General features: G+C 56.9%; 25 protein-coding genes and 1 pseudogene. 16 read left to right on the forward strand and 10 right to left on the reverse strand.

The window, feature by feature from the left end; translation table 11 throughout:
• Together IM303_RS07400 and IM303_RS07405 are read left to right on the forward strand one after the other, a co-directional pair.
• Positions 1–502, forward strand: a 502-nt coding sequence (locus tag IM303_RS07400; protein ID WP_193359769.1) for a Rhs family protein, incomplete at its 5' end; no start/stop codon positions are given.
• Between the two features lie 25 nt (positions 503–527).
• Positions 528–884 (forward strand): hypothetical protein, encoded by a 357-nt coding sequence (locus IM303_RS07405; protein ID WP_048998412.1) that lies wholly within the window; start codon positions 528–530, stop codon positions 882–884.
• Positions 885–965: 81 nt separating this feature from the next.
• Here IM303_RS07405 and ychF read toward each other — a convergent pair whose 3' ends face one another.
• Both ychF and pth read right to left on the reverse strand, forming a co-directional pair.
• The gene (ychF, locus tag IM303_RS07410) at positions 966–2,060 is read right to left on the reverse strand and encodes a redox-regulated ATPase YchF (protein WP_003856650.1); all 1,095 of its coding nucleotides are present in this window, start codon (positions 2,058–2,060) and stop codon (positions 966–968) included.
• Positions 2,061–2,186: 126 nt separating this feature from the next.
• Positions 2,187–2,771, reverse strand: coding sequence for an aminoacyl-tRNA hydrolase (gene pth, locus IM303_RS07415; RefSeq protein ID WP_008499504.1), 585 nt, complete (start codon positions 2,769–2,771; stop codon positions 2,187–2,189).
• A 274-nt stretch (positions 2,772–3,045) separates the two neighbouring features.
• On the opposite strand from pth, the gene ychH reads away from it, so the two are divergent.
• A complete protein-coding gene (gene ychH, locus IM303_RS07420) occupies positions 3,046–3,321 on the forward strand; it encodes a stress-induced protein YchH (protein ID WP_008499505.1) in 276 nt (91 codons plus the stop codon).
• A gap of 122 nt (positions 3,322–3,443) precedes the next feature.
• The gene (locus IM303_RS07425; RefSeq protein ID WP_193359770.1) at positions 3,444–4,502 is read left to right on the forward strand and encodes a MerR family transcriptional regulator; all 1,059 of its coding nucleotides are present in this window, start codon (positions 3,444–3,446) and stop codon (positions 4,500–4,502) included.
• Here the strand turns inward: IM303_RS07425 and dauA are convergent.
• The 4 genes from dauA to lolB all read right to left on the reverse strand — a co-directional run bounded on the left by dauA (position 4,488) and on the right by lolB (position 8,842).
• Positions 4,488–6,167 (reverse strand): C4-dicarboxylic acid transporter DauA, encoded by a 1,680-nt coding sequence (dauA, locus tag IM303_RS07430; protein WP_049138204.1) that lies wholly within the window; start codon positions 6,165–6,167, stop codon positions 4,488–4,490. The genes IM303_RS07425 and dauA overlap by 15 nt on opposite strands.
• Before the next feature lie 124 nt (positions 6,168–6,291).
• Entirely contained in the window at positions 6,292–7,239 is a 948-nt protein-coding gene (prs, locus tag IM303_RS07435) for a ribose-phosphate diphosphokinase (protein ID WP_003856663.1), read from the reverse strand.
• Between the two features lie 125 nt (positions 7,240–7,364).
• Complete coding sequence (ispE, locus tag IM303_RS07440; RefSeq protein ID WP_192971182.1) at positions 7,365–8,234, reverse strand: 4-(cytidine 5'-diphospho)-2-C-methyl-D-erythritol kinase; 870 nt, start codon at positions 8,232–8,234, stop codon at positions 7,365–7,367.
• Positions 8,231–8,842, reverse strand: a complete 612-nt coding sequence (lolB, locus tag IM303_RS07445; RefSeq protein WP_048998397.1) for a lipoprotein insertase outer membrane protein LolB — start codon at positions 8,840–8,842, stop codon at positions 8,231–8,233. The genes ispE and lolB overlap by 4 nt, the downstream gene beginning before the upstream one ends.
• 201 nt (positions 8,843–9,043) lie before the next feature.
• Here lolB and hemA point away from each other — a divergent pair, with 201 nt between their 5' ends.
• From hemA to kdsA, 6 genes and pseudogenes are all read left to right on the forward strand, one after another.
• Entirely contained in the window at positions 9,044–10,300 is a 1,257-nt protein-coding gene (gene hemA / locus IM303_RS07450; protein ID WP_021240361.1) for a glutamyl-tRNA reductase, read from the forward strand.
• A 41-nt stretch (positions 10,301–10,341) separates the two neighbouring features.
• Entirely contained in the window at positions 10,342–11,424 is a 1,083-nt protein-coding gene (gene prfA, locus IM303_RS07455) for a peptide chain release factor 1 (RefSeq protein WP_021240360.1), read from the forward strand.
• Positions 11,424–12,254, forward strand: a complete 831-nt coding sequence (gene prmC, locus IM303_RS07460; RefSeq protein ID WP_192971181.1) for a peptide chain release factor N(5)-glutamine methyltransferase — start codon at positions 11,424–11,426, stop codon at positions 12,252–12,254. Before prfA ends, prmC begins: the two co-directional genes overlap by 1 nt.
• 8 nt (positions 12,255–12,262) lie before the next feature.
• Positions 12,263–12,346 (forward strand): annotated as a pseudogene (locus IM303_RS22175) (siroheme synthase); the annotation flags it as partial.
• A 41-nt stretch (positions 12,347–12,387) separates the two neighbouring features.
• Positions 12,388–13,197 carry an invasion regulator SirB1 gene (gene sirB1 / locus IM303_RS07465; RefSeq protein ID WP_028013460.1) on the forward strand — a complete coding sequence of 270 codons (810 nt, stop codon included), beginning with the start codon at positions 12,388–12,390 and terminating at the stop codon, positions 13,195–13,197.
• 36 nt (positions 13,198–13,233) lie between these two features.
• Positions 13,234–14,088, forward strand: coding sequence for a 3-deoxy-8-phosphooctulonate synthase (gene kdsA, locus IM303_RS07470; protein WP_028013459.1), 855 nt, complete (start codon positions 13,234–13,236; stop codon positions 14,086–14,088).
• Between the two features lie 74 nt (positions 14,089–14,162).
• Here kdsA and chaA read toward each other — a convergent pair whose 3' ends face one another.
• Positions 14,163–15,263: a sodium-potassium/proton antiporter ChaA gene (chaA, locus tag IM303_RS07475; protein WP_048998393.1), complete on the reverse strand. Its 1,101-nt coding sequence runs from the start codon at positions 15,261–15,263 to the stop codon at positions 14,163–14,165.
• A gap of 269 nt (positions 15,264–15,532) precedes the next feature.
• Between chaA and chaB the strand changes: the two genes are divergently transcribed.
• Positions 15,533–15,763: a putative cation transport regulator ChaB gene (gene chaB / locus IM303_RS07480; RefSeq protein ID WP_193359771.1), complete on the forward strand. Its 231-nt coding sequence runs from the start codon at positions 15,533–15,535 to the stop codon at positions 15,761–15,763.
• 177 nt (positions 15,764–15,940) lie between these two features.
• Positions 15,941–16,636, forward strand: a complete 696-nt coding sequence (locus IM303_RS07485) for a gamma-glutamylcyclotransferase (RefSeq protein WP_028013457.1) — start codon at positions 15,941–15,943, stop codon at positions 16,634–16,636.
• Positions 16,637–16,665: 29 nt separating this feature from the next.
• On the opposite strand, the gene IM303_RS07490 is transcribed toward IM303_RS07485, so the two are convergent.
• From IM303_RS07490 to IM303_RS07500, 3 genes are all read right to left on the reverse strand, one after another.
• Entirely contained in the window at positions 16,666–16,905 is a 240-nt protein-coding gene (locus IM303_RS07490; RefSeq protein WP_013096243.1) for a DUF1883 domain-containing protein, read from the reverse strand.
• A gap of 194 nt (positions 16,906–17,099) precedes the next feature.
• Complete coding sequence (locus IM303_RS07495) at positions 17,100–18,884, reverse strand: methyl-accepting chemotaxis protein (RefSeq protein ID WP_193359772.1); 1,785 nt, start codon at positions 18,882–18,884, stop codon at positions 17,100–17,102.
• 106 nt (positions 18,885–18,990) lie between these two features.
• Positions 18,991–19,344 (reverse strand): DsrE/DsrF/TusD sulfur relay family protein, encoded by a 354-nt coding sequence (locus IM303_RS07500; RefSeq protein WP_048998380.1) that lies wholly within the window; start codon positions 19,342–19,344, stop codon positions 18,991–18,993.
• Positions 19,345–19,417: 73 nt separating this feature from the next.
• Here IM303_RS07500 and nasR point away from each other — a divergent pair, with 73 nt between their 5' ends.
• From nasR to IM303_RS07520, 4 genes are all read left to right on the forward strand, one after another.
• Positions 19,418–20,602 carry a nitrate regulatory protein NasR gene (nasR, locus tag IM303_RS07505; protein ID WP_045261104.1) on the forward strand — a complete coding sequence of 395 codons (1,185 nt, stop codon included), beginning with the start codon at positions 19,418–19,420 and terminating at the stop codon, positions 20,600–20,602.
• Positions 20,603–20,828: 226 nt separating this feature from the next.
• Positions 20,829–22,076 carry a CmpA/NrtA family ABC transporter substrate-binding protein gene (locus tag IM303_RS07510; protein WP_028013453.1) on the forward strand — a complete coding sequence of 416 codons (1,248 nt, stop codon included), beginning with the start codon at positions 20,829–20,831 and terminating at the stop codon, positions 22,074–22,076.
• A 2-nt stretch (positions 22,077–22,078) separates the two neighbouring features.
• Positions 22,079–22,957: a nitrate ABC transporter permease gene (ntrB, locus tag IM303_RS07515; protein ID WP_193359773.1), complete on the forward strand. Its 879-nt coding sequence runs from the start codon at positions 22,079–22,081 to the stop codon at positions 22,955–22,957.
• A gap of 9 nt (positions 22,958–22,966) precedes the next feature.
• Positions 22,967–23,755 carry an ABC transporter ATP-binding protein gene (locus tag IM303_RS07520; protein WP_028013451.1) on the forward strand — a complete coding sequence of 263 codons (789 nt, stop codon included), beginning with the start codon at positions 22,967–22,969 and terminating at the stop codon, positions 23,753–23,755.
• The last annotated feature ends 13 nt before the right edge of the window (positions 23,756–23,768 follow it).

Raw genomic sequence — 23,768 nt, forward strand, 5'->3', positions numbered from 1 at the left:
GCGGGGCGGGGGGGATACCCTTTCCCAGTATGCCCCCAAGGCGCGGGGGTGGGTGGGTCCGTGGGGGTTGTCGAGATGTAAAGCACCGAACGGATATAAAACGGGTGATGTTGATCCACATGGTAATCTTTCTCCTGGTGTAAACAGGGCGTCGGGCCACACAAATAGTAAAAATGATGGGTTTGTACAAAGTCACCACCCAATACAAGATGCTTGGGCTAAGAAAAGAATTAACGGTTACCAGAGAAATACTGCACCTGCTACGTTACTTAAATCCGCATCAGGCAGTCCGCACGATAATATAAGTTCTGCTCAACGAACTCGTAGAGCTTTACCGGGAGGTTGGGATACAACGTTGAAACAAGAGTTTCATATCAGTTACAAAGAAATGATTGATGCAGGTTTTCCAAAGCAGCAGGCAAGGAAATCGATTAGTGACTCGTATAAATATTTTGACCAATTGAGAGAGTCTAATAATAGTAATATTTATTTTGATATATAACCTATTCATTAATAGGTAAGCCGATATGGAAAAACAGGATTTAATTGATCAGTTAAATGAAATTGAAAAACTCATACGCAGGTCTTTACCTTCTGAATATAAGCGCTTTATGATTGAGAACGTCAAGGACACTGATTCTTATGAAATTCAACGAGCAAATGGTGACCTGCTTTATGTATTCAATTGTTTTGATTTACTTGAAAGAAATAATACATATACAATTCAAGAGGTTGAGCCTGACGTTTTATTAATTGGTCAAGATGGTGATCTTGGGTACTTTTTGAATTTACGCAAAGGTACTGATGAGATTTATTCTTTAGATCTTGGAGCGTTAGGAAGCCTGGACATGGATAAAGAAAGTAATAGCATATTTATGCTATAATATTTTTATTTATTAAACGAATTAGTTCAGTATATTGGTAAAATCCACGCCAAAGCGTGGATTTTTTTCATTCAAAACAAATCAAACGTTAAACAGGAAGTTCATCACATCGCCATCTTTAACGATGTAATCTTTACCTTCCGCACGCATCTTGCCTGCTTCTTTCGCGCCTTGCTCACCCTTGTAGGTAATGAAGTCTTCAAACGCGATAGTCTGCGCACGAATAAAGCCCTTCTCGAAGTCGGTGTGGATCTTACCGGCCGCCTGAGGCGCAGTCGCACCCACAGGAATCGTCCACGCACGCACTTCTTTCACGCCTGCGGTAAAGTAGGTTTGCAGGTTCAGCAGCTCATAGCCCGCGCGGATCACGCGGTTCAGGCCTGGCTCTTCCAGACCCAGTTCGGCCATGAACTCTTCACGGTCGGCGTCGTCCAGCTCGGCGATATCGGACTCAACGGCTGCGCAAACCGCCACAACCACAGAACCTTCCGCCGCGGCGATTTCACGGACTTTGTCCAGGTACGGGTTGTTCTCAAAACCGTCTTCGTTAACGTTGGCGATGTACATGGTTGGCTTCAGGGTCAGGAAGCTCAGGTATTTGATCGCCGCTTTGTCTTCGTCAGTCAGGTTTTTCAGCGCGCGCAGCATGCCCGCGTTTTCCAGCTGTGGCAGGCATTTTTCCAGCGCAGCCAGTTCCGCTTTTGCATCCTTATCGCCGCCTTTCGCTTTCTTCTGCACGCGGTGAATCGCGCGTTCGCAGGTGTCGAGGTCAGAGAGCGCCAGCTCGGTGTTGATGACGTCGATGTCGTCAGCCGGATCCACTTTGTTGTTTACGTGGATGATGTTGTCGTTCTCGAAGCAGCGCACAACGTGGCCGATCGCTTCAGTTTCACGGATGTTGGTCAGGAACTGATTACCCAGACCTTCGCCTTTGGAGGCACCCTTCACCAGGCCCGCGATGTCCACGAACTCCATGGTGGTTGGCAGAATGCGCTGCGGCTTCACGATTTCCGCGAGCTGGTCCAGACGCGGGTCCGGCATTGGCACAACGCCGGTGTTAGGTTCGATGGTACAGAACGGGAAGTTCGCCGCTTCGATACCCGCTTTGGTAAGCGCGTTAAACAGGGTGGATTTGCCCACGTTTGGCAGACCGACGATACCGCATTTGAATCCCATTTCTAAATCACCTTAATATCTTGATAATCAATCCGTTAACGATAACCGATTGATGAAAAGTAAATAACTACGCCTATTATACACGTAACCCGCATGACGCGCGGTAAAAAAGCCGTATCGGGCGGATTATTGCGCTTTGAAAGCGTGTAAGCGATTTGTCGCTTTGGTTAAGCCGTCTTGCAACCAGATTTCAGTGCAGCGCGCCGCTTCGTCTACCGCCTCGTCAATCAGTTTTTGTTCGGAAACCGGGGGCTTACCGAGCACAAAACCGACAACTTTGTTTTTATCGCCCGGATGGCCGATTCCCACGCGCAAACGGTGGAAATTCGGGTTATTGCCCAACTTGCTGATGATGTCTTTAAGACCGTTGTGACCGCCGTGTCCGCCGCCCAGCTTGAATTTTGCTACGCCAGGCGGAAGATCCAGCTCATCGTGAGCCACCAGAATTTCATCCGGATTGATGCGATAAAACGTTGCCATCGCCGCCACCGCTTTACCGCTCAGGTTCATAAAGGTGGTGGGCACCAGCAGGCGAACATCCGCGCCTGCAAGGTTGATACGTGAGGTATAGCCGAAGAATTTTGGTTCTTCACGCAGGGGAGCACGTAACCGTTCGGCCAGCAGATCGACGTACCATGCCCCGGCGTTGTGGCGGGTGGCCGCATACTCCGCGCCCGGGTTGGCGAGGCCGACAATCAGTTTAATCGTCACGATTCAATTCCTAATGGGTTCCAGATCTGGCGCGTAGTTTACTGTCTGGCGCGCCGCTTGACAAAATTCTGCGGTTATCCCGGCGAAATTCGAATAATTACTCATCTGAACAATTAGAATTTCAAGCTGTTCAACGCCTTATTTGTAAACTTTTGTTTGTGCGTTATCCGTAATTGTGATCATTCACGCAACTCATAAAAGGGGCGTTGTCTATACTTTACACACAAGGATTAGGGGCTTTTCCCCTGACAACCCAAAGTTCCGGAGGTGACACATGAAACGCAAAAACGCTTCGTTACTCGGTAACGTGCTGATGGGGTTGGGGCTCTTCGTGATGGTAGTCGGCGTAGGTTATTCCATTTTAAACCAGCTGCCGCAGCTTGATCTCCCACAATACTTCGCGCATGGCGCGGTATTGAGCATCTTCCTCGGTGCAGTATTGTGGCTCGCCGGGGCGCGCGTAAGCGGACATGAGGAAGTCTGCGATAAATACTGGTGGGTGCGCCACTACGACAAACGCTGTCGTCGCGACCAGCATAAGCACAGCTAGTGCATGATGAAGAACATCGAAACGACTCCATCCGGAGTCGTTTTTTTTTTGCATAGCATATTGACCCTCACGTAACGTAAGGCTCCAGAGTGGTGGCACTGGCAAAGTAAAAAGGAGCAGTTATGTTGATTCAGGTGGGTGAGCTGGCGAAACGAGCCGGTATCACCGTGCGGACATTGCATCACTACGAGCAAACAGGGCTGTTGCTGCCTTCTGCCAGAAGCGCGGCAGGTTACCGGCTTTACAACCTGGCGGATGTACAGCGTCTGCACATGATCCAGGCGCTGGCAAAAGCGGGGCTGGAACTTGCCGAAATCAGGGATTTTCTGGAAAAGGAGTCGCTGTCGTTGACCGAGCTACTCGATGCGCAAATCACGCAGCTAGATAAACAGCTGCGCAGTATACACACGCTGCGCGACCGGCTGGTGGAGCTGCGTACCGGGCTTACCGACGATGCGACGCCGGATCTGGAGTCCTGGCTACAGACTCTGGAGTTAATGAATATGTACGATCGCTGGTTTAGCAAAGAAGAGTTACAGCAGTTGCCGTTTGCGGTACAGAAGGATGCGCTGGCGGCTATCTGGTCAGGGCTGGTGGCAGAGGCTAACGCGCTGCTGGAACAGGATATACCCGTTACTGAAACGCGGGCGATGGATCTGGCGACGCGCTGGATGGAACGTCTTGAACAGGACACGGCGGGCAAGCCGGAGTTTCTCACCCGGCTGAACGAGATGCACAGCGTAGAGCCACAGATGCAGGCGCAGACCGGCATCACCCCGGAGATGACAGATTACATCACGCGCGCGTTTGCGGAATCTAAGCTCAGCATATGGGAGAAGTATCTCACTGCCGAAGAGATGGCCTTTACCCGGGCGCATTATTTTGACCGCATGATGGAGTGGCCGCCGCTGGTGGCGAAACTGCATCAGGCGCAGCGGGACAATATCGCTCCTGACTCGAAGGAGGCGCAAAAGCTGGCTGAAAACTGGCTGGCATTGTTCCAGTCCTACGCAGGCACCAACCCGGAGACCCAGCAAAAGTTTCGTACGGCTATGCAGCAGGAGCCGCATCTGATGAAAGGAACCTGGATGACGCCTGCCGTGCTTGCATGGCTCCAGCAGGCGATCGGGGTGATGATGCAGAGACGTTTCTCTGCATCAGGTAACTCACAGATCCGCTAACGCGGCTTCACGGTTAGGATAAAAGGCAAGGCGGCCAGGGATCGGCTGCACGCCCGCACGCGCCATGGTGCGCAGGGGCTGGAATTCCAGGTTGCTGACCCGCAGCTCGCAGCCTTCCGGCAGACGTTTCACAAAGCGCTGGAAGGCATCCAGACCGCCGGCATCCAGCACCGGGACGGCATCCCACTTCAGCACCACAACCCGTTTCCCCGCGATGCGGGACTCCAGATCGCTGAACAATCCTTCCGCCGCGGCAAAGAAGAGCGGGCCAATCACGCGCAGCACCAGCACATCCTCAGGCACCTCCACGTTAACCGGAGAGAGGCGCGTCATCTGCGCGATGCGGCGCATAAATAGCAGGGACGCGAGCACGATCCCGACGCTGATGGCGATAACCATATCGAACAGCACGGTCAGAGACATGCAGATTAGCATCACGATGATGTCGTCTTTCGGCGCGCGACGCAGCAGGTTCACCACCTTGTGCGCCTCGCTCATGTTCCAGGCCACCATCAGCAGCAGGGCGGCCATGGCGGAAAGCGGCAGCCAGGAGAGCAGTGGGGCAAGGATCAGCAGCGCCAGAATCACCAGCACGGAGTGGATAACCGCCGAAACGGGTGACGTTGCCCCCGCGCGCACGTTTGCCGCAGAACGGGCGATGGCTGCCGTGGCGGTAATCCCGCCAAAGAACGGTGCGATGAGGTTGCCTAAGCCCTGACCGACCAGTTCGCTGTTGGCTTTGTGCTTGGTGCCGGTCATGCCGTCGAGCACCACGGCGCAAAGCAGGGATTCAATCGCTCCCAGCATCGCCATAGAGAACGCGGCGGGCAGCAGGGCGCGAAGGGAATCCCAGCTCAGGGTGAAGCTCGAACCAGGCATGTCCCACGGCAGCACCAGCTGCGGCAGCAGCTGTGGAATGCCATTACCCTGCGAACCGTCCGCCAGAACATAGTGGAACTGCGAGCCGATAGTCGCGACATGACCGCCGAACATATTAACGATAGCCATCACCGCGCAGCCCAGCAGCAGGGCGGGCAGATGGCCCGGCAGGCGAATACCGAGACGAGGCCAGACGATCAGCGTCCCCAGGGTGACTATTCCGATGGCGGCGTCGCCCAGGTTGGCCGTTGGCAGCGCCATAAACAGCGCCCCCACTTTTTGTAAATAGTGCTCCGGGACGTGGGGCATCTGCAGACCGAGAAAATCTTTGATCTGCATGGTTCCGATGGTGATCCCAATCCCCGAGGTGAACCCCAGCGTCACGGAAAGGGGAATATATTCAATCAGGCGACCAAAACGGGCCAGACCGAACAGAATCAAAAAGACGCCGGACATCAGGGTGGCAACCAGCAGGCCTGCCAGACCAAACTGTTGTGAAACCGGGTAGAGGATCACCACAAAGGCGGCGGTCGGGCCGGAGACGCTGAAGCGCGAGCCGCCCGTCAGGGCAATAACAATCCCGGCAACGGCCGAGGTATACAGACCGTACTGTGGCGCAACGCCGCTGCCAATCGCCAGCGCCATCGCCAGCGGGATGGCAATAATTCCGACGGTGATCCCGGCAATCAGGTCACGGATAAAGCGTGACGAGGTGTACTTCTCTTTCCAGCAGGCGTCGATGAGGGCGCGAAAGGGCAGAACATGTGAGGAGGCTACGTTTTTCACAATTATCTATCATCCGTGTGCGCATCATCTGTCATATGAATGGCAGGTGAAGGAGGCATTAATCATACAAATAAAACCCAGAGACAAAAAAACCCGCCGCAGCGGGTTTTTTGGCCGTGTTCGATTAATGTTCGAACATTGCAGAGATGGATTCTTCGTTGCTGATACGACGAATCGCTTCGGCCAGCATCCCGGACAGGGTCAGGGTACGCACGTTTGGCAGTGCCTTGATCTCGTCGCTCAGTGGGATGGTATCGCATACCACAACTTCGTCAATGACGGAGTTGCGCAGGTTGTTCACGGCATTACCGGAGAAGATCGGGTGGGTCGCGTAAGCGAACACGCGCTTGGCACCGCGCTCTTTCAGCGCTTCAGCGGCTTTACACAGCGTACCGCCGGTATCGATCATGTCGTCAACCAGCACGCAGTCGCGGCCAGCCACGTCACCGATGATGTGCATCACCTGAGAAACGTTAGCGCGCGGACGACGCTTGTCGATGATCGCCATGTCGGTATCGTTCAGCAGCTTAGCGATAGCACGGGCACGTACCACGCCGCCGATGTCCGGAGAAACCACGATTGGGTTATCCAGGTTCAGCTGCAGCATGTCTTCCAGCAGGATTGGGCTGCCGAATACGTTATCAACCGGGACGTCGAAGAAGCCCTGGATCTGCTCTGCGTGCAGGTCAACGGTCAGTACGCGGTCAACGCCGACGCTGGACAGGAAGTCAGCGACAACTTTTGCGGTGATTGGCACACGCGCGGAACGGACGCGACGGTCCTGGCGGGCATAACCAAAGTAAGGGATAACAGCAGTGATACGGCCTGCGGAAGCGCGACGCAGAGCGTCGACCATAACAACCAGTTCCATCAGGTTGTCGTTTGTTGGAGCACAGGTGGACTGGATGATGAAAATATCACCACCGCGTACATTTTCGTTGATTTGTACGCTGACTTCGCCGTCGCTAAAGCGACCTACGGCGGCGTCGCCGAGGGAAGTGTACAGGCGGTTGGCAATACGTTGTGCTAGTTCCGGGGTGGCGTTACCAGCAAAAAGCTTCATATCAGGCACGAGAAGAACCTCAGGCATGCGTCCAGTGGTGGATAGCGTTCGCCGCAAACTGCGGGGCCTAAGCGAAGGCTATCCAGGCGGTGTATTAAAGAGCGCGATGCAACGTCTGGAACAGGGTGACGTTGTCACCGAAACTCAGTCTGCGCCAGAATGGCCTGCTGTAGGGGGGAGGTGTTCATCCCGCGTGCTACAAAACCATGCAGCCAATCCGGCGCTTGCTCAAGCACCTGACGGGCGGCGGATTCGGTGTCAAATTCAGCAAAGACACAGGCCCCTGTACCGGTCAGGCGCGACGGCGCGTATTCTAACAGCCAGGAAAGCACCGCATCAACCTCGCGAAAACGTTTTCTTGCGATATCCTCGCAATCGTTGCTGAATTCACAATTTAATAACGTTTCTATTGACCGTACCGGGGTATTTCTTTTCAGGTCAGGATCTTTAAAGATGACCGGGGTCGGAATACTCACGCCGGGGTGGGCAACCAGATACCATTTCTCCGGCGGGTTGACCGGGGAGAGGATCTCACCTACGCCCTCGGCAAAGGCCGCGTGGCCGCGAACAAACACAGGGACATCTGCGCCCAGCGTTAAGCCCAAACCAGCCAGTTCATCCGTCGACAGCCCGCAGCCCCAGAGGTGGTTCAGCGCAACCAGCACGGTGGCGGCGTTGGATGAGCCCCCGCCGAGACCGCCACCCATCGGCAGACGCTTCTCAATGCGGATATCCGCACCGCTTCCCGCCGGCAGACGGCCCGATTCCGCGGCGGCTTGCATCAGCAGGCGCGCGGCGCGGACGATCAGGTTGTCCTCATGCGCCACGCCGTCGACCGGCGTCAGCAGGCAAATCTGCCCATCCTGACGCGGCTCGATGGCAATCGTGTCGCCATAGTCAATGAACTGAAACAGCGTCTGCAGAGTGTGATAGCCGTCAGCACGCTGGCCGGTGATGTATAAAAACAGGTTCAGTTTTGCCGGAGAAGGCCAGTGGGTCATCATTTAACGATCCAGTTGTCCATTTTCAGCTTGATGCGCTGGCTGCCCTGGGTCAGCTCCATGTTTGATGGCAGCGACGGTTTACTCTTGCTGTCATAGGCGCTGTACACCACTTTCCAGGTTTTGCCGTTCTGGATGTAGTTGACCTGGCTCAGACGGTATTGATCGTCAAGCGTATAGTCGGTCGCTTCGCCCGGCAGGCCGAGGATCCACTGGCGCAGGCTGTTCAGCGGAATTGGCATCCCGGTCAGCTTGCCAATCATCTCTTCAGCATCGGTCGCCGTGTAGTGCTGGCCTTTGTTATCGGTGATCTGGGCTTCGCCCGGTTTGGCGATAAGCTCCAGCTCGGTGCTGCCCAGCGGGTTCAGCAGCAGCAGGCGATAGTTGTCCTGCCCCGTTTGCTGCCAGAAGAAGCGGGCATAAACCTTTTGTTCGTCAGAGAGATACGCGAAGGCGCCGCGCGTCTGGTACTGCTTCAAATTAAGGACGTCCTGCTGGTGCTGACGCCACTGCGGTGAATCAGGGCTTTTGCCCGGGCCTTTTGGTTGGGTGACAGTACAGGCGGTCAGAACCAGTGCTGCCAGCGGCAGCAGGCGAATCAGTCGGGTCATAATGAGGACAAATCCTTGAGATACGTTGCAGTTATAACTGTTAATGCTAGCGCCCCGCAGTGCTACCGTCTACGTTCAAATTATCTCAAAGCGTTGAGTAACCTATTACTCCGAAAGGAGGCGGTCTCTTTTATTGATCTCGCGCATCCTGTATGATGCGTCCTGCTAACCTTATTAACGCTGGTACTACTCCCGCTCAACATGACCCTATTAGCACTCGGCATCAACCACAAAACGGCCCCGGTTTCGCTGCGAGAACGCGTTACGTTTTCGCCGGATACGCTTGACCTGGCGCTGGACAGCCTGCTTGCACAGCCGATGGTGCAGGGTGGCGTGGTGCTTTCGACGTGCAACCGTACCGAGCTGTATTTGAGCGTGGAAGAGCAGGATAACCTGCACGACGCGCTGATCCGCTGGCTATGTGACTACCACAATCTCAACGAAGACGAGCTGCGCAACAGCCTTTACTGGCATCAGGATAACGATGCGGTCAGCCATCTGATGCGCGTCGCCAGTGGTCTGGATTCGCTGGTGCTTGGCGAGCCGCAGATCCTCGGCCAGGTAAAAAAAGCCTTCGCAGATTCCCAGAAAGGGCATCTCAAGGCCAGCGAGCTGGAGCGTATGTTCCAGAAGTCCTTCTCCGTGGCGAAGCGTGTGCGAACCGAAACCGACATTGGTGCCAGTGCGGTTTCTGTTGCTTTCGCGGCCTGTACCCTTGCACGGCAAATCTTTGAATCCCTGTCGACCGTCACCGTGATGCTGGTAGGCGCGGGCGAAACCATCGAGCTTGTGGCGCGCCATCTGCGCGAGCATAAAGTGAAAAAGATGATTATCGCGAACCGCACCCGCGAACGCGCGCAGGTGCTGGCGGACGAAGTGGGTGCCGAGGTGGTTGCGCTGAGCGATATTGATGAACGTCTGAAAGAGGCGGACATTATTATCAGCTCTACCGCCAGCCCGCTGCCGATCATCGGTAAAGGTATGGTGGAGCGTGCGCTGAAATCCCGCCGTAATCAGCCAATGCTGCTGGTGGATATCGCCGTTCCGCGCGATGTTGAGCCAGAGGTTGGCAAGCTGGCTAACGCCTATCTTTACAGCGTGGATGACCTGCAAAGCATTATTTCGCACAACCTCGCCCAGCGTAAAGCGGCGGCGGTGCAGGCGGAAACCATTGTTGAGCAGGAAACCAGCGAATTTATGGCCTGGCTGCGCGCGCAAAGCGTCAGCGAGACCATCCGCGAGTATCGCGGACAGGCGGAGCAGGTGCGTGATGACCTGACTGCCAAAGCGTTAGCGGCCCTGGAACAGGGCGGCGACGCGCAGGCGATTATGCAGGATCTGGCGTGGAAGCTGACCAACCGCCTGATCCATGCGCCAACCAAATCTCTTCAACAGGCTGCCCGTGACGGGGATGATGAACGCCTGACTATTCTGCGCAACAGCCTCGGGCTGGAATAGCGCCCTATACCCATTTTCTAAGACAAGGTGCACTTACGCCTATGAAGCCTTCTATCGTCGCTAAACTGGAAGCTCTGCACGAGCGCCATGAAGAAGTACAGGCGCTGCTCGGCGATGCCGGGACTATCGCAGACCAGGAACGTTTTCGCGCGCTTTCGCGTGAATATGCGCAGTTGAGTGATGTATCAAAATGCTTTACCGACTGGCGACAGGTTCAGGAAGATATTGAAACCGCGCAGATGATGCTCGACGATCCTGAGATGCGCGAGATGGCGCAGGAAGAGCTGCAGGATGCAAAAGCGCGTTCCGAAGAGATGGAGCAGCAGCTTCAGGTGCTGCTCCTGCCGAAAGATCCGGACGATGAACGTAACGCGTTTGTCGAAGTGCGCGCCGGTACCGGCGGTGACGAAGCGGCGCTCTTTGCCGGGGATCTGTTCCGCATGTACAGCCGCTACGCCGAATCGCGCCGCTGGCGCGTGGAGATCATGAGCGCCAACGAAGGCGAACATGGCGGCTATAAAGAGGTTATCGCCAAGATCAGCGGCGACGGCGTGTACGGACGTCTGAAGTTTGAATCCGGCGGTCACCGCGTGCAGCGCGTTCCGGCCACCGAATCTCAGGGCCGTATTCATACCTCCGCCTGTACGGTGGCGGTGATGCCGGAGCTGCCGGAAGCGGAACTGCCGGACATCAACCCGGCGGACCTGCGCATCGACACCTTCCGCTCCTCCGGGGCGGGCGGTCAGCACGTTAACACCACCGACTCCGCCATCCGTATTACCCACCTGCCAACCGGCATCGTGGTGGAGTGTCAGGACGAACGTTCGCAGCACAAAAACAAAGCCAAAGCGTTGTCCGTGCTGGGCGCGCGCATCCACGCGGCGGAAATGGCGAAGCGTCAGCAGGCGGAAGCCTCTACGCGTCGTAACCTGCTGGGCAGCGGCGATCGCAGCGACCGTAACCGCACCTACAACTTCCCTCAGGGGCGCGTGACCGACCACCGCATCAACCTGACCCTGTACCGTCTGGACGAGGTGATGGAAGGGAAGCTGGATATGCTGATTGAGCCTATCGTGCAGGAATACCAGGCCGACCAGCTGGCGGCGCTGTCCGAGCAGGAATAATGGATTTTCAGCGCTGGTTACGCGAGGCGGCCGGTGAGCTTTGCAAAAGCGAAAGCCCGAAGCGCGACGCCGAAATTTTGCTTGAGCATGTGACGGGTAAAGCCCGCACGTACCTGCTGGCATTCGGCGAAACTGAGCTGACCGCAGAGCAGGAAGCACGGCTCGCCGCGCTGCTTGCCCGCCGTAAAAACGGCGAGCCGGTGGCGCACCTTGTCGGTGAGCGCGAGTTCTGGTCGCTTCCGCTTTACGTCTCGGCGGCAACGCTGATCCCGCGTCCGGATACCGAGTGTCTGGTGGAGCAGGCGCTGGCACGTTTACCCGCAGCGGCCTGCCGCATTCTCGATCTCGGGACGGGAACAGGTGCTATCGCGCTGGCGCTGGCCAGCGAGCGGCCTGACTGCGATGTAACGGCAGTGGATGTGATGCCCGACGCGGTGGCGCTGGCGCTGCGTAACGTGGAACGTCTCGGGCTCAGCAACGTAACGGTGCTGCAAAGCAGCTGGTTTACCGCGCTGGAGAGCCGCTCATTTGCGATGATTGTCAGCAATCCTCCTTACATTGACGAACATGATCCGCACCTTGCGCAGGGGGATGTTCGCTTCGAACCGCTGACGGCGCTTGTGGCCGCCAACGCGGGATTAGCCGATCTTGATCAGATTGTGACAACGTCACGAGAGCATTTGCTTCCCGGCGGCTGGCTGCTCGTGGAGCATGGCTGGACGCAGGGAGAATCCGTGCGGGCACTGTTTACCCAGGCAGGCTACGCCGCTGTCGAAACCTGCCGCGACTACGGCGGCAACGAACGCCTGACGCTGGGGCAGTGGTCTTGAGTTCCGGGTATCTGCCATTTACTGATAAAGGCGTAAGGCTGACTGAAAGGCAGTTTGGCGTTATCATCTACATCGTTTTGAGTTTTATCGCGCCTGAGCGTCATTGTTCGCTCAGTCGTTACTGGGGTAAGTCATGAGGTCCTTAGCCGATTTCGAATTTAATAAAGTGCCGCTTTGCGATGGCATGATCCTGATTTCGGAGATGATACGCGACGATTTTACGTCGCAGTACGTCTACGATGAACTGGAGAATCTGGTCAGCCTGGCGCGTGAAGAGATCAATCAGGCGCGCCCGCAGGACTGGCAATTAGAGAAGCTTCTGGAGCTTTTCTACGGCGAATGGGGTTTCTGCGACACGCGTGGCGTGTATCGCCTGTCTGACGCATTATGGCTGGACCAGGTCTTAAAAAATCGTCAGGGCAGCGCCGTTGCGCTGGGCTCTATTTTGCTGTGGGTTGCGCACCGCCTGGATATTCCGCTGGTGCCGGTTATTTTCCCGACGCAGATGATCCTGCGTGCGGAGTGGCTGGACGGTGAGATGTGGCTCATTAATCCGTTTAACGGCGATACGCTGGACGAGCATACGCTGGACGTCTGGCTGAAAGGCAACATCAGCCCGGTGGCCGAGCTCTTTAACGAAGATCTCGACGAAGCCGACAACGCCGAAGTCATTCGCAAGCTGCTGGATACGTTGAAGTCAGCGCTGATGGAAGAGCGTCAGATGGAGCTGGCCTTGCGTGCCAGTGAAGTGCTGTTGCAGTTTAATCCGGAAGATCCGTACGAAATTCGCGACCGCGGGCTTATCTATGCCCAGCTCGACTGCGAGCACGTGGCGCTGAACGATCTGAGCTATTTCGTCGAGCAGTGCCCGGAAGATCCGATTAGCGAAATGATTCGCGCGCAGATCAACGCGATCTCGCACAAACAAATTACACTGCATTAATCTTAATTCCGATTCACACCTGAATAAGGCGATCCTATGAAACAAAAAGTGGTTAGCATTGGTGATATCAAGGTAGCAAACGACCTGCCGTTCGTGCTGTTTGGCGGTATGAACGTGCTGGAATCCCGCGATCTCGCCATGCGTATCTGCGAGCACTACGTGACCGTGACCCAGAAGCTGGGCATTCCGTACGTGTTTAAAGCCTCTTTTGACAAAGCCAACCGCTCCTCCATCAACTCTTACCGTGGCCCTGGCCTGGAAGAGGGGATGAAAATTTTCCAGGAGCTGAAGCAGACGTTTGGCGTGAAAGTGATCACCGACGTGCATGAGTCCTGGCAGGCGCAGCCTGTGGCAGACGTGGTAGACGTAATCCAGCTTCCGGCGTTCCTGGCGCGTCAGACCGACCTGGTTGCCGCGATGGCGAAAACCGGTGCCGTGATCAACGTGAAAAAACCGCAGTTCGTGAGCCCTGGCCAGATGGGTAACATCGTCGATAAGTTTATCGAAGGCGGTAACGACAAGATTATTCTGTGCGACCGTGGCGCTAACTTTGGTTACGACAACCTGGTTGTGGACATGCTGGGCTTCAGCGTGATGAAGAACGTCTCTAACCAGTCGCCGGTGATCTTTGACGTGACCCACGCGCTGCAGTGCCGCGACCCGTTTGGTGCAGCCTCTGGCGGCCGTCGTGCTCAGGTGACCGAGCTGGCGCGCGCCGGTATGGCGACCGGCCTGGCAGGTCTGTTCATTGAAGCGCACCCGGATCCGGCTAACGCGAAATGCGATGGTCCATCCGCGCTGCCGCTGGATAAGCTGGAGCCGTTCCTGAAGCAGATCAAAGCGATTGACGATCTGGTGAAAAGCTTCGACGAGCTGGATACCAGCAACTAATAAAAAAACCCGCTTCGGCGGGTTTTTTTATGGGACATATTGCCGGGTAAGCGCAGCGCCGCTGGGCAAAAAGACTACGCAAAGATCGTCATCAAATACGCTGCAAACAGCGCCATATGCGCCGCGCCGTTCAGGACATTGGTGCGGCCAGTGGAGAATGAAATCTGGCACAGCAGCAGCGAGGCCACCATCACAATCATCTCCGGCGCGCCCAGCGCAAACTGCAGCTCGTTACCGGTCATAAAGGCGATCAGCGTCACCACCGGCACGGTGAGTGAAATGGTCGCCAGCACGGAGCCGAAGAACAGATTCATCGCACGCTGCACCTGATTGTTCAGCACTGCCTTCAGCGCACCTAAACCCTCAGGGGAGAGGATCAGCAGCGCCACCAGGAAACCGGTAAAGGCCACCGGCGCGTTCAGCTCGGTTAACAGCGTCTCCAGCGGGTTGGCGTTCATCTTGGTGACGGCAATCACCGCAATCAGATGCACGATCAGCCAAACCGTGTGCCACGCGCTGCTGTGGGCCGACGGCTTGCCGTGGTGCGGGTCATCGTCGTCGCTGTCATCTTCATGTTCGTAAACAAACAGGCTCTGGTGCGTTTTGGTCTGAATGAGCAGGAACACGCCGTACATGGCGGCGGAAATCAGCGCGACCAGCAGCGACTGGCCGGTGGAGAAGTTTGCGCCCGGCAGCGCCATCGGGAAGACCAGTACGATGATGGCCAGCGGGAAGAGGGCGATCAGATACTGTTTAATGCCGAAAAGATTCATGTACTGGGTCGCAAATTTGCGTCCGCCCAGTAACAGAGAGAAGCCTACCAGGCCGCCCGTCACAATCATAATGATGGAGTAAAGCGTATCGCGCATCAGGGTCGGGGCGGCATCGCCGGTTGCCATCAACGCGGAAATCAGGCTGACTTCGAGAATAACGACGGAAAGGCTGAGAATTAAAGAGCCATAAGGCTCGCCCAGGCGGTGGGCTAATACGTCCGCATGGCGAACGACGCTAAACGCGCTGGTTAAGATACCGACCAGGGCAAGAATATTGATACCAACCACCACTGGCAGTGACTGACTGCTTCCCCAGAAGAGCAGCACAGCCAGTGCCAGAACCGGGAAAATGAGAGACGTCTCCTTGTGGCGGGTCTTTACCGCCTCGTGTGTTGCTGTCATGTGCTTCTCCATCAATGCAGGTGCTTGTAATTATAGATAGATTTTAAGGGCATTAAATTAACAGAAATCTGTTAAATAACCTTTATTTTTTACTTAATTTTACCCTTTGTTATGGTTTTCTTGTTTAATGCCTATAATAAGATATTTCTTTTAAATATATGTTTAATAACAATGAATTATGAAATTCATCCGCTCATTGTTTATGACCGGCTGGCACACCGGCGTATCGTCGTCCACACTTAACTCTTTAGGCAAAAGAGAGGTTAGTGATGCCATATAAAACGAAACTCGAATTACCCGATAACGTGAAAAACGTCCTGCCCGAACACGCGCAGGATATCTACAAAGAAGCGTTTAACAGCGCATGGGATCAGTACAAAGATAAAGACGATCGGCGGGATGATGCCAGCCGGGAAGAGACAGCGCACAAGGTCGCGTGGGCCGCAGTAAAACATGACTATGAGAAAGGAGACGATGATAAATGGCATAAAAAGAAATAGCCGTGAAATTATTCGCTGCCTTCATTTTGACTTTTCAGGCGGTTGAACTGCCGTTGTATTGCAACTGGTCCGCTAATTGCTTATCGTAATTTGACTGCTGGCAAAATGACCAGCACAGAATGCCGGGAAGGCGAATTACAGATGTCGCAAGGAAGCATGCAGTGGCGGAGGTGTAAAGTGTTAACGCGTGATTTCTTAATGAAGGCAGATTGTAAGACGGCATTTGGTGCTATTGAGGAATCGCTTCTCTGGTCAGCTGAACAACGTGCGGCGTCGCTCGCTGCCACGCTTGCCTGCCGCCCGGATGATGGCCCGGTATGGATTTTTGGCTACGGTTCACTGATGTGGAACCCGGCTCTCGAATTTGTTGAATCGGCAACCGGCACGCTGCCCGGCTGGCATCGCGCATTTTGCCTTCGCCTGACGGCCGGACGCGGCAGCGCCTGTCAGCCAGGGCGCATGCTTGCACTTAAAGAGGGCGGACGCACCACGGGCGTCGCGTATCGCCTTCCGGATGCCACGCTCGAAGAGGAGCTGACGCTGCTCTGGAAGCGCGAGATGATCACCGGCTGCTATATGCCGAGCTGGTGCAAGCTGGAGCTCGACGACGGGCGCACCGTTAACGCGCTGGTGTTTATTATGGATCCGCGCCACCCGCTGTATGAAGCGGACACCCGCACGCAGGTGATTGCCCCGTTAATCGCCGCCGCCAGCGGGCCGCTGGGCACCAATGCGCAATATCTCTTCTCTCTCGATCAGGAGCTGACCCGCCTCGGCATGCAGGACGATTGTCTGAATGAGCTGGTGGTGAAAGTGAAGGCGCTGCTGGAAGGGAACCCGCTCAACAGCACGCTGCGACCGGGTTTTGCCTGAGAATACGCCCGGCGAGCCGGGCGTTTAAATTACGCTGCCACGTAGCTGACCGAATGCTCCAGCGACTGACTGTGGCTGTCAATCAGCACATCCCACGTGCCGGTATACGGCACGGTAAGCCAGGCCTTGTCATCCTGCACGGTCAGAATATCCGCCTGGGATTGCTTCTGTGCTTTCGCACTCATCAGATGAATACGACAGCGCTCTGAGCAACGCACCACCACCGTATCCCCGCCAAACAGTTTCAAACTTGTTTTCACCAGTGCCATTTTCTACCCCGTAGATTTTGCCCATCCCGAGCGTGATGTTGTTCACAAAATACTCATTGCATAACACCAAAGCGGGGAGCGAGGGATGCTGATTTTGATCAAAAAATGGCATAACGATTAAACAAAAATGACAAAATTCCTGAAACCTTTCAGCTTACGCGCGTTTACCCTGTTTAACGCGCGCCTGAAGAAAATTAAATGCGGAAATGGCCGGCGGTTTCAGCAAGGTCGCCCGCCTGGCTCTGCAATGCGCTGGCGGCCGCGGCGGACTGCACCACCAGCTCGGCATTCTGCTGCACCATTCTGTCGAGATGGGTCACCGCGTGGTTGATCTCGTGAATGCCTTTCATCTGCTCGCTGGTGGCAATCGAGATCTCGCGCATGATGCCGGAGACGCTGCCGATGCTGGAGCGGATCTCATCCATGCTTTCCCCGGCCAGATGCACGTAGCGCGAGCCGGTGGCCACGCTGTCGGTGGTGGAGTCGATAAGCGATTTGATCTCTTTCGCCGCCTGGGCGCTGCGGCTGGCGAGGTTCCGCACTTCACCGGCAACCACGGCGAACCCGCGGCCCTGCTCACCGGCACGCGCCGCCTCGACGGAGGCGTTCAGCGCCAGAATGTTGGTCTGGAAGGCGATGCCGTCGATCACGCTGGTGATATCGCCAATCTTAGCGGACGCCACTTCGATGGACTGCATGGTGCTGATGGCCTGCGAAACCACTTCACCGCCGCGCGCTGCGGCCGCAGAGGCCTTGCTGGCCTGATCGTTGGCTTCTGCTGCCGATTCATTCGACTGGGTGACAGAGGCGGTGATCTCTTCCACGGCGCTGGCGGTTTCGCGAAGGCTGGACGCCGCCTGCTCGGTACGTCCGGAGAGATCCTGGTTACCTGCCGCAATCTCCTGCGCGGCGTTTTTCACCGAGGCGCTGGCGTCGCGGAGCTGAACCATTACCACCGAGAGCTTATCGCTGAAGGCGTTAAACGCCTGCGCAATTTGCGCCACTTCGTCATCGCCGCTGTCCGGCAGGCGCTGGGACAGATCGTTAGTGCCGTTGGCAATGTTGTGCATCGCGTCACGAATGTCGGACAGGCGCTTCAGCAGGCGGGCAATCAGGACGTGAACAATGGCGCCGCTCAGGAGTGCGAGGATCACCAGCGAAATCGCCGACGCTTTCAGCAGGGAATGCATGCCGGAGGTGGCATCGCTGCTGTCGAGGGCGACGACCAGGAGCCAGTTCGTGCCCGGCACGGCTGAGGCGATAAAGGTTTTTTCCTCGTCATTCAGCGTTCCGTCGACCGGGTTACCGCTCTTCAGCGCCGCAAGGTCGATGCCTTTGATCGTCTCGGCAAACGGCTTCAGCGTCAGGGCCGGCTCGTTGGCGGCAATCACCGTGCCGTCGCTATTCAGAAGCAACCCGCTGCTGGCCGGCGTGGGGTGGATCCCGCGCACGTTCGCCACCACGCTATCCATGGCGACATCGCCCGCCACCACCGCTTTCAGAGCGCCATTCTCCTTCACCGGCACGGCAAACGTGACCACCAGCTTCCCGGTCCCGGCATCAACGTAGGGTGCCGTTACCACCGGGCCGTCCGTGCTCACCACCTGTTGATACCAGGGACGAACGGTGGGGTCATAATCCGCCGGGACGCCTGTCGGGTCGGAGAATTTCGCCGTCTTGCTGGCGTAGCCCACGTAAACGTTGGTGAAACCGCCCGCCTGGGCAAGCTGCTTAAACGCCGGAACCGGATCGTCAGCCAGCGCGATGGTCTGCGCGGAGGTAATCACCGTCATTTTGCTTTTGACCCAGTCGGCAATCGCCATGTTGTGGCTGGCGCTGGTGCTGGTCAGAATATCGCGCTGGGACTGCTGGTTATCCTGGCGCGTGACCTGGAAGTTAATTACGGTATTGAGAAGAAGGGCGACGACGAGGCAGCCTGTCGTCGCGGCGATAATGCGTGCGCGAATGGATCTGAACATAAGTGAAATACCTGCTGTGTTGTTTCCATGCCTATCGGCAACCCCGCAGGTAAACTTGATGCTGAAACCGCGTCCATAAGAAAATAATATTTTTACGGGTTTATTATTAAAAAGTTAATACTTTATCCGCGGTCAGCGTCCATTCGGCCAGTTCAACCAGCGTACCAATTTCTACGCCCTCGATCAGCGGCAGCCCGGTAACGCCGCGCCCGTCGGTGCAGGTCTTACAGAGTTTTACCGGCACGTCCTGCGCGGTCAGGATCTCCAGCATCTGCTGAATGTTGTAGCCTTCCGCCGGTTTTTGACCCTTCAACCCCGCGGTCACGGCATCGGACATTAAAAATATCCGCAATACCAGGTCGCTCTCTTTTTCGCGTAGCGCGATCGCCAGGCGCAGGCTGTTGAAAAGGGATTCGCTGCCGTAGGCCGCACCGTTGGCGACGATCACAATCTTCTGCATGTTGACTCCTGTTTTTATAAAGGCACGAATATTGCTTAATTTCCCCGGAGTTTCGCTGTCCGGGAGAGTAAGCATGACATTAATGGCCGGCATTTCGCCAGGTGCAACCGAATGGCTCCAGCGCGCAAGGCGGATGCGCCGGGAGCAGCTCAGCAGGCTGGCGCAGCTGAACGTGCTGGTGCGCGGTATTAGCCAGCTGGTGCATATGCTCCAGTGCGAGCGCGGCGCATCTAACGTCTGGCTCTGCTCACAGGGTAAGCTCTATGCGCCTGAATGCAAAGCCAGCCGGGCGCTGGTGGACGAAAACCTTGCTGCACTGAACGACATTCTTGGAAAACAGTCCGCCTTTCCGGGAAGCGCCGTTTGCGAACGTATCGGCAATGCGCTGCTCACGCTGGAGACGCTTCCCGCGCTGCGCGACGGTGTAAATCGGCAAACGCTGACGGCTCCGCAGGCAATGGAGCACTACTCCCGCATGCTGCGCCACCTGCTCAGTATCGTACCGCAGCTTAATGACAGCATTGACGACCCGCAAATCGCGGGCCGTTTCGTCGCGCTATATAGCCTGATGCAGGGGAAAGAGCTGGCGGGACAAGAGCGGGCCCTGGGGGCGATTGGCTTCACGCAGGGCTTTTTCGATGACGTGACCCGCCAGCGGCTGGTTGACCGCATTGACGGGCAGCAGGCCTGCTTTGAGATCTTTCTCTCCCACAGCCAGGCCGACGTGCAGACTTCGTTCTCCCTTAATTGTCAGCCCGATCGTGAGACGGAGCAGCTCCGGCGCGTGGCCTGTACCCGCCAGCCTGCCGCAGACAATGGCCATACCGCACTCGCCTGGTTTGCGCTGCAAACGGCGCGGCTGGAGCATCTGCGCGCGCTGGAGGAGACGATCATCGCCGATCTGATGGTCGCGGTGGATGAGCGTATTCAGCGCGACGAGGCATACCCGCTTCCCGGGGATGAACAGGACGATCCGCTGGCGCACTACCCGGATAAACCGCTGCTGACCCTGGTTCGCCAGCAGGCACGAGAGATAGAGCAGCTTTCCCGCCAGCTCGCGTCGCTGCGCGATACGCTTGAGGAGCGCAAAACCATTGATAAAGCCAAAAGCGTGCTGATGACCCACCAGAACATGAGTGAAGAACAGGCCTGGACAACGCTGCGCAAAATGGCGATGGACAAGAACCAGCGCATGGTCGATATCGCCCGCGCGCTGCTTACGGTGAAGAGCGTCTGGCAGGTAACACCAAAGGAGTAGCTGCACAATCAGCGGGCATTTTATGCCTGATTGAGGTGCGTGAACGCGGTCAAAACCGGTTTTCGGCCCTGAAAGAGGGTCTTTAAACCTGGCACTGGCTTTGCATTATTTAATTAACCATTTTTGACGGTGCGCCAACGGCGGTGCATCAGTCTTCGGGATAAAGGCGTCCAGCGGTGCTTCGGCACGGCGGGCGCTTTTTTTTGGCTTTTTTTCGGGAGCGGTTATGGCGGATTTGTCGAGACGGCGATTTTTGCAGGCCAGCATGCTGGCGAGTGGCGCAGCGCTGTTACCGGGTGTTATGCAGGCTGCCTGGGCGGCTGGCTCAGATAAACCGGAACAGGAGACGGTGCGCGTCGGGTTTATCCCGTTGACCGACTGCGCGCCGGTGGTTATCGCAGCGTTAAAAGGCTTTGATAAAAAATACGGTATCACCATCGTTCCCACCAAAGAGGCGAGCTGGGCGGCGGTGCGCGACAAGCTGGTGGCGGGAGAACTGGACGCCGCACACATTCTTTACGGTCTGCTGTACGGGCTGGAGCTGGGCATCGCCGGCAAGCCGCAGCAGATGGCGAATCTGATGACGCTCAATCAGAACGGCCAGGCCATCACGCTTTCAAGCGATCTGGCGGAGAAGGGCGTTCGCGATCTCGACGGGCTGAAAACGCTGATCGGGCAGCAGGCGCCGGGAACCTACACCTTCGCGCACACCTTCCCGACCGGGACGCATGCCATGTGGCTTTACTACTGGCTGGCCAGCGCGGGCATTAACCCCTTTGACGACGTGCGCACGGTGGTGGTGCCGCCGCCGCAGATGGTGATGAACATGCGCATCGGCAACATGGTGGGCTTCTGCGTCGGCGAGCCGTGGAACGCGCGCGCGATTAACGACCGTATCGGCTTTACCGCCGCCACGTCGCAGTCCATCTGGGCCGATCATCCGGAAAAGATCCTCGGCACGCGTCGCGACTGGGTGGAGAAAAACCCGCACACCGCCCGGGCGCTGGTGAGCGCGGTGCTGGAGGCCGCGCGCTGGATCGAGGCGTCCCCGGAAAACAAACGCGAAACCGCGCAGATCCTCTCCCGCCGGGCGTGGCTCAACTGCAAAGAACAGTATCTCACCGGGCGCATGCTCGGCGAGTACGACAACGGCCTGGGCCAGCGCTGGCAGGACGCGCACCCGATCCGCTTCTTCAACGAGGGGGCTGTGAGCTACCCGTATCTCTCCGACGGCATGTGGTTCTTAACCCAGTTCCGCCGCTGGGGCTTGCTCAAAGCCGCGCCGGACTACGCGGGCATCGCGCAGCGCATCAACCAGACCTCGGTCTGGCAGGATGCCGCCACCGCCGTCGGCGGTATGTCCACGCCGTCATCACCGTACCGCAGCAGCACGCTGATGGACGGCACCGTCTGGAACGGCGCCGATCCGGAAGGGTACGCCAGCCGTTTCGCCATTCACCGTAAAGGGGCCTGATTATGCCGCATCTGCAAAACACGAAACCACAAGAGACGCCAGAGAGCGGGGAAGTGATTGTCCTGCCTCCGGTACAGGTTCGCCGCCGCCCGCCCGCGTTAGCGCGCCGGATGAACGACTTTTTCCAGCGCGTTATTCCGGCGCTGCTCGGCCTCGGGCTGCTGGTGGTGCTCTGGCAACTGGCGGCGATAAACAGCAAAGGCTTCCCGACGCCGCTCAGCACGCTTGATTCCGCCATTACCCTGTTTGCCGACCCGTTTTATCGCGACGGGCCTAACGATATGGGCATTGGCTGGAACGTGCTTGCTTCACTGCAGCGCGTCGCCATCGGTTTTGGCCTGGCAGCGATGGCGGGTATTCCGCTGGGCTTTTTGATTGGCCGTTTCACCTTTTTCTCGCGCATGTTCAACCCGCTGATTGCGCTTCTGCGCCCGGTCAGCCCGCTGGCCTGGCTGCCCATCGGCCTGCTGCTGTTCCAGAAAGCGGAGCCCGCGTCGAGCTGGACCATTTTCATCTGCTCTATCTGGCCGATGGTGATCAACACCGCCGAAGGCGTGCGCCGCATTCCGCAGGACTACCTCAACGTCGCCCGCGTATTGCAGCTTTCCGAGTGGACGATCATGCGCCGCATACTCTTCCCGGCTGTGCTACCCGCCGTGCTGACCGGGGTGCGCCTCTCCATCGGCATCGCCTGGCTGGTGATTGTCGCCGCCGAGATGCTCACCGGGGGGCTGGGTATCGGCTTCTGGATCTGGAACGAGTGGAACAACCTCAACGTCGAAAACATTCTGATCGCCATCGTCATCATCGGCGTGGTCGGGTTGCTGCTGGAGCAGGGGCTGATGCTGATCGCCCGTCGCTTTAGCTGGCAGGAAAAATAAGGAGCGAACATGAAACCATTAATTCAGGTCCAGGCCGTGAGCCAGCGTTTTTCCACCGCCAGCGGCGAGTTTCTGGCGCTGCAGAACGTCTCTTTTGATATCCACGAGGGCGAAACCGTGAGTCTTATCGGCCACTCCGGCTGCGGCAAGTCGACGCTGCTTAACCTTATCGCCGGGATCGCACTGCCGACGGAAGGCGGGCTGATTTGCGACAACCGCGAAATCGCCGGGCCGGGGCCCGAGCGCGCGGTGGTGTTCCAGAACCATTCGCTGCTGCCGTGGCTGACCTGCTTCGACAACGTGGCGCTGGCAGTGGATCAGGTGTTCCGTCACACCATGAGCAAGGCCGAGCGCAAAGAGTGGATCGAGCACAACCTCGACCGCGTGCAGATGGGCCACGCGTTGCACAAGCGTCCGGGGGAGATCTCCGGCGGCATGAAGCAGCGCGTCGGGATTGCCCGCGCGCTGGCGATGAAGCCGAAAGTATTGCTGATGGATGAGCCGTTCGGCGCGCTGGATGCGCTGACGCGCGCCCATCTGCAGGACTCGGTGATGCAGATCCAGCAGGCGCTGAACACCACCATCGTGCTCATTACCCACGACGTGGACGAGGCGGTGCTGCTCTCCGATCGCGTGCTGATGATGACCAACGGCCCGGCGGCCACCGTCGGGGAGATCCTGCGCGTTGACCTGCCGCGCCCGCGCAACCGGGTGCAGCTGGCGGAAGACAGCCGCTATCACCACATGCGCCAGCAGATCCTCCATTTCCTCTACGAAAAACAGCCGAAAGCGGCGTAACGAGGGGGCGTTG

The organism is Enterobacter cloacae complex sp. P38RS (assembly GCF_014930775.1).
GTDB classification, from domain to species: Bacteria; Pseudomonadota; Gammaproteobacteria; order Enterobacterales; family Enterobacteriaceae; genus Enterobacter; species Enterobacter bugandensis.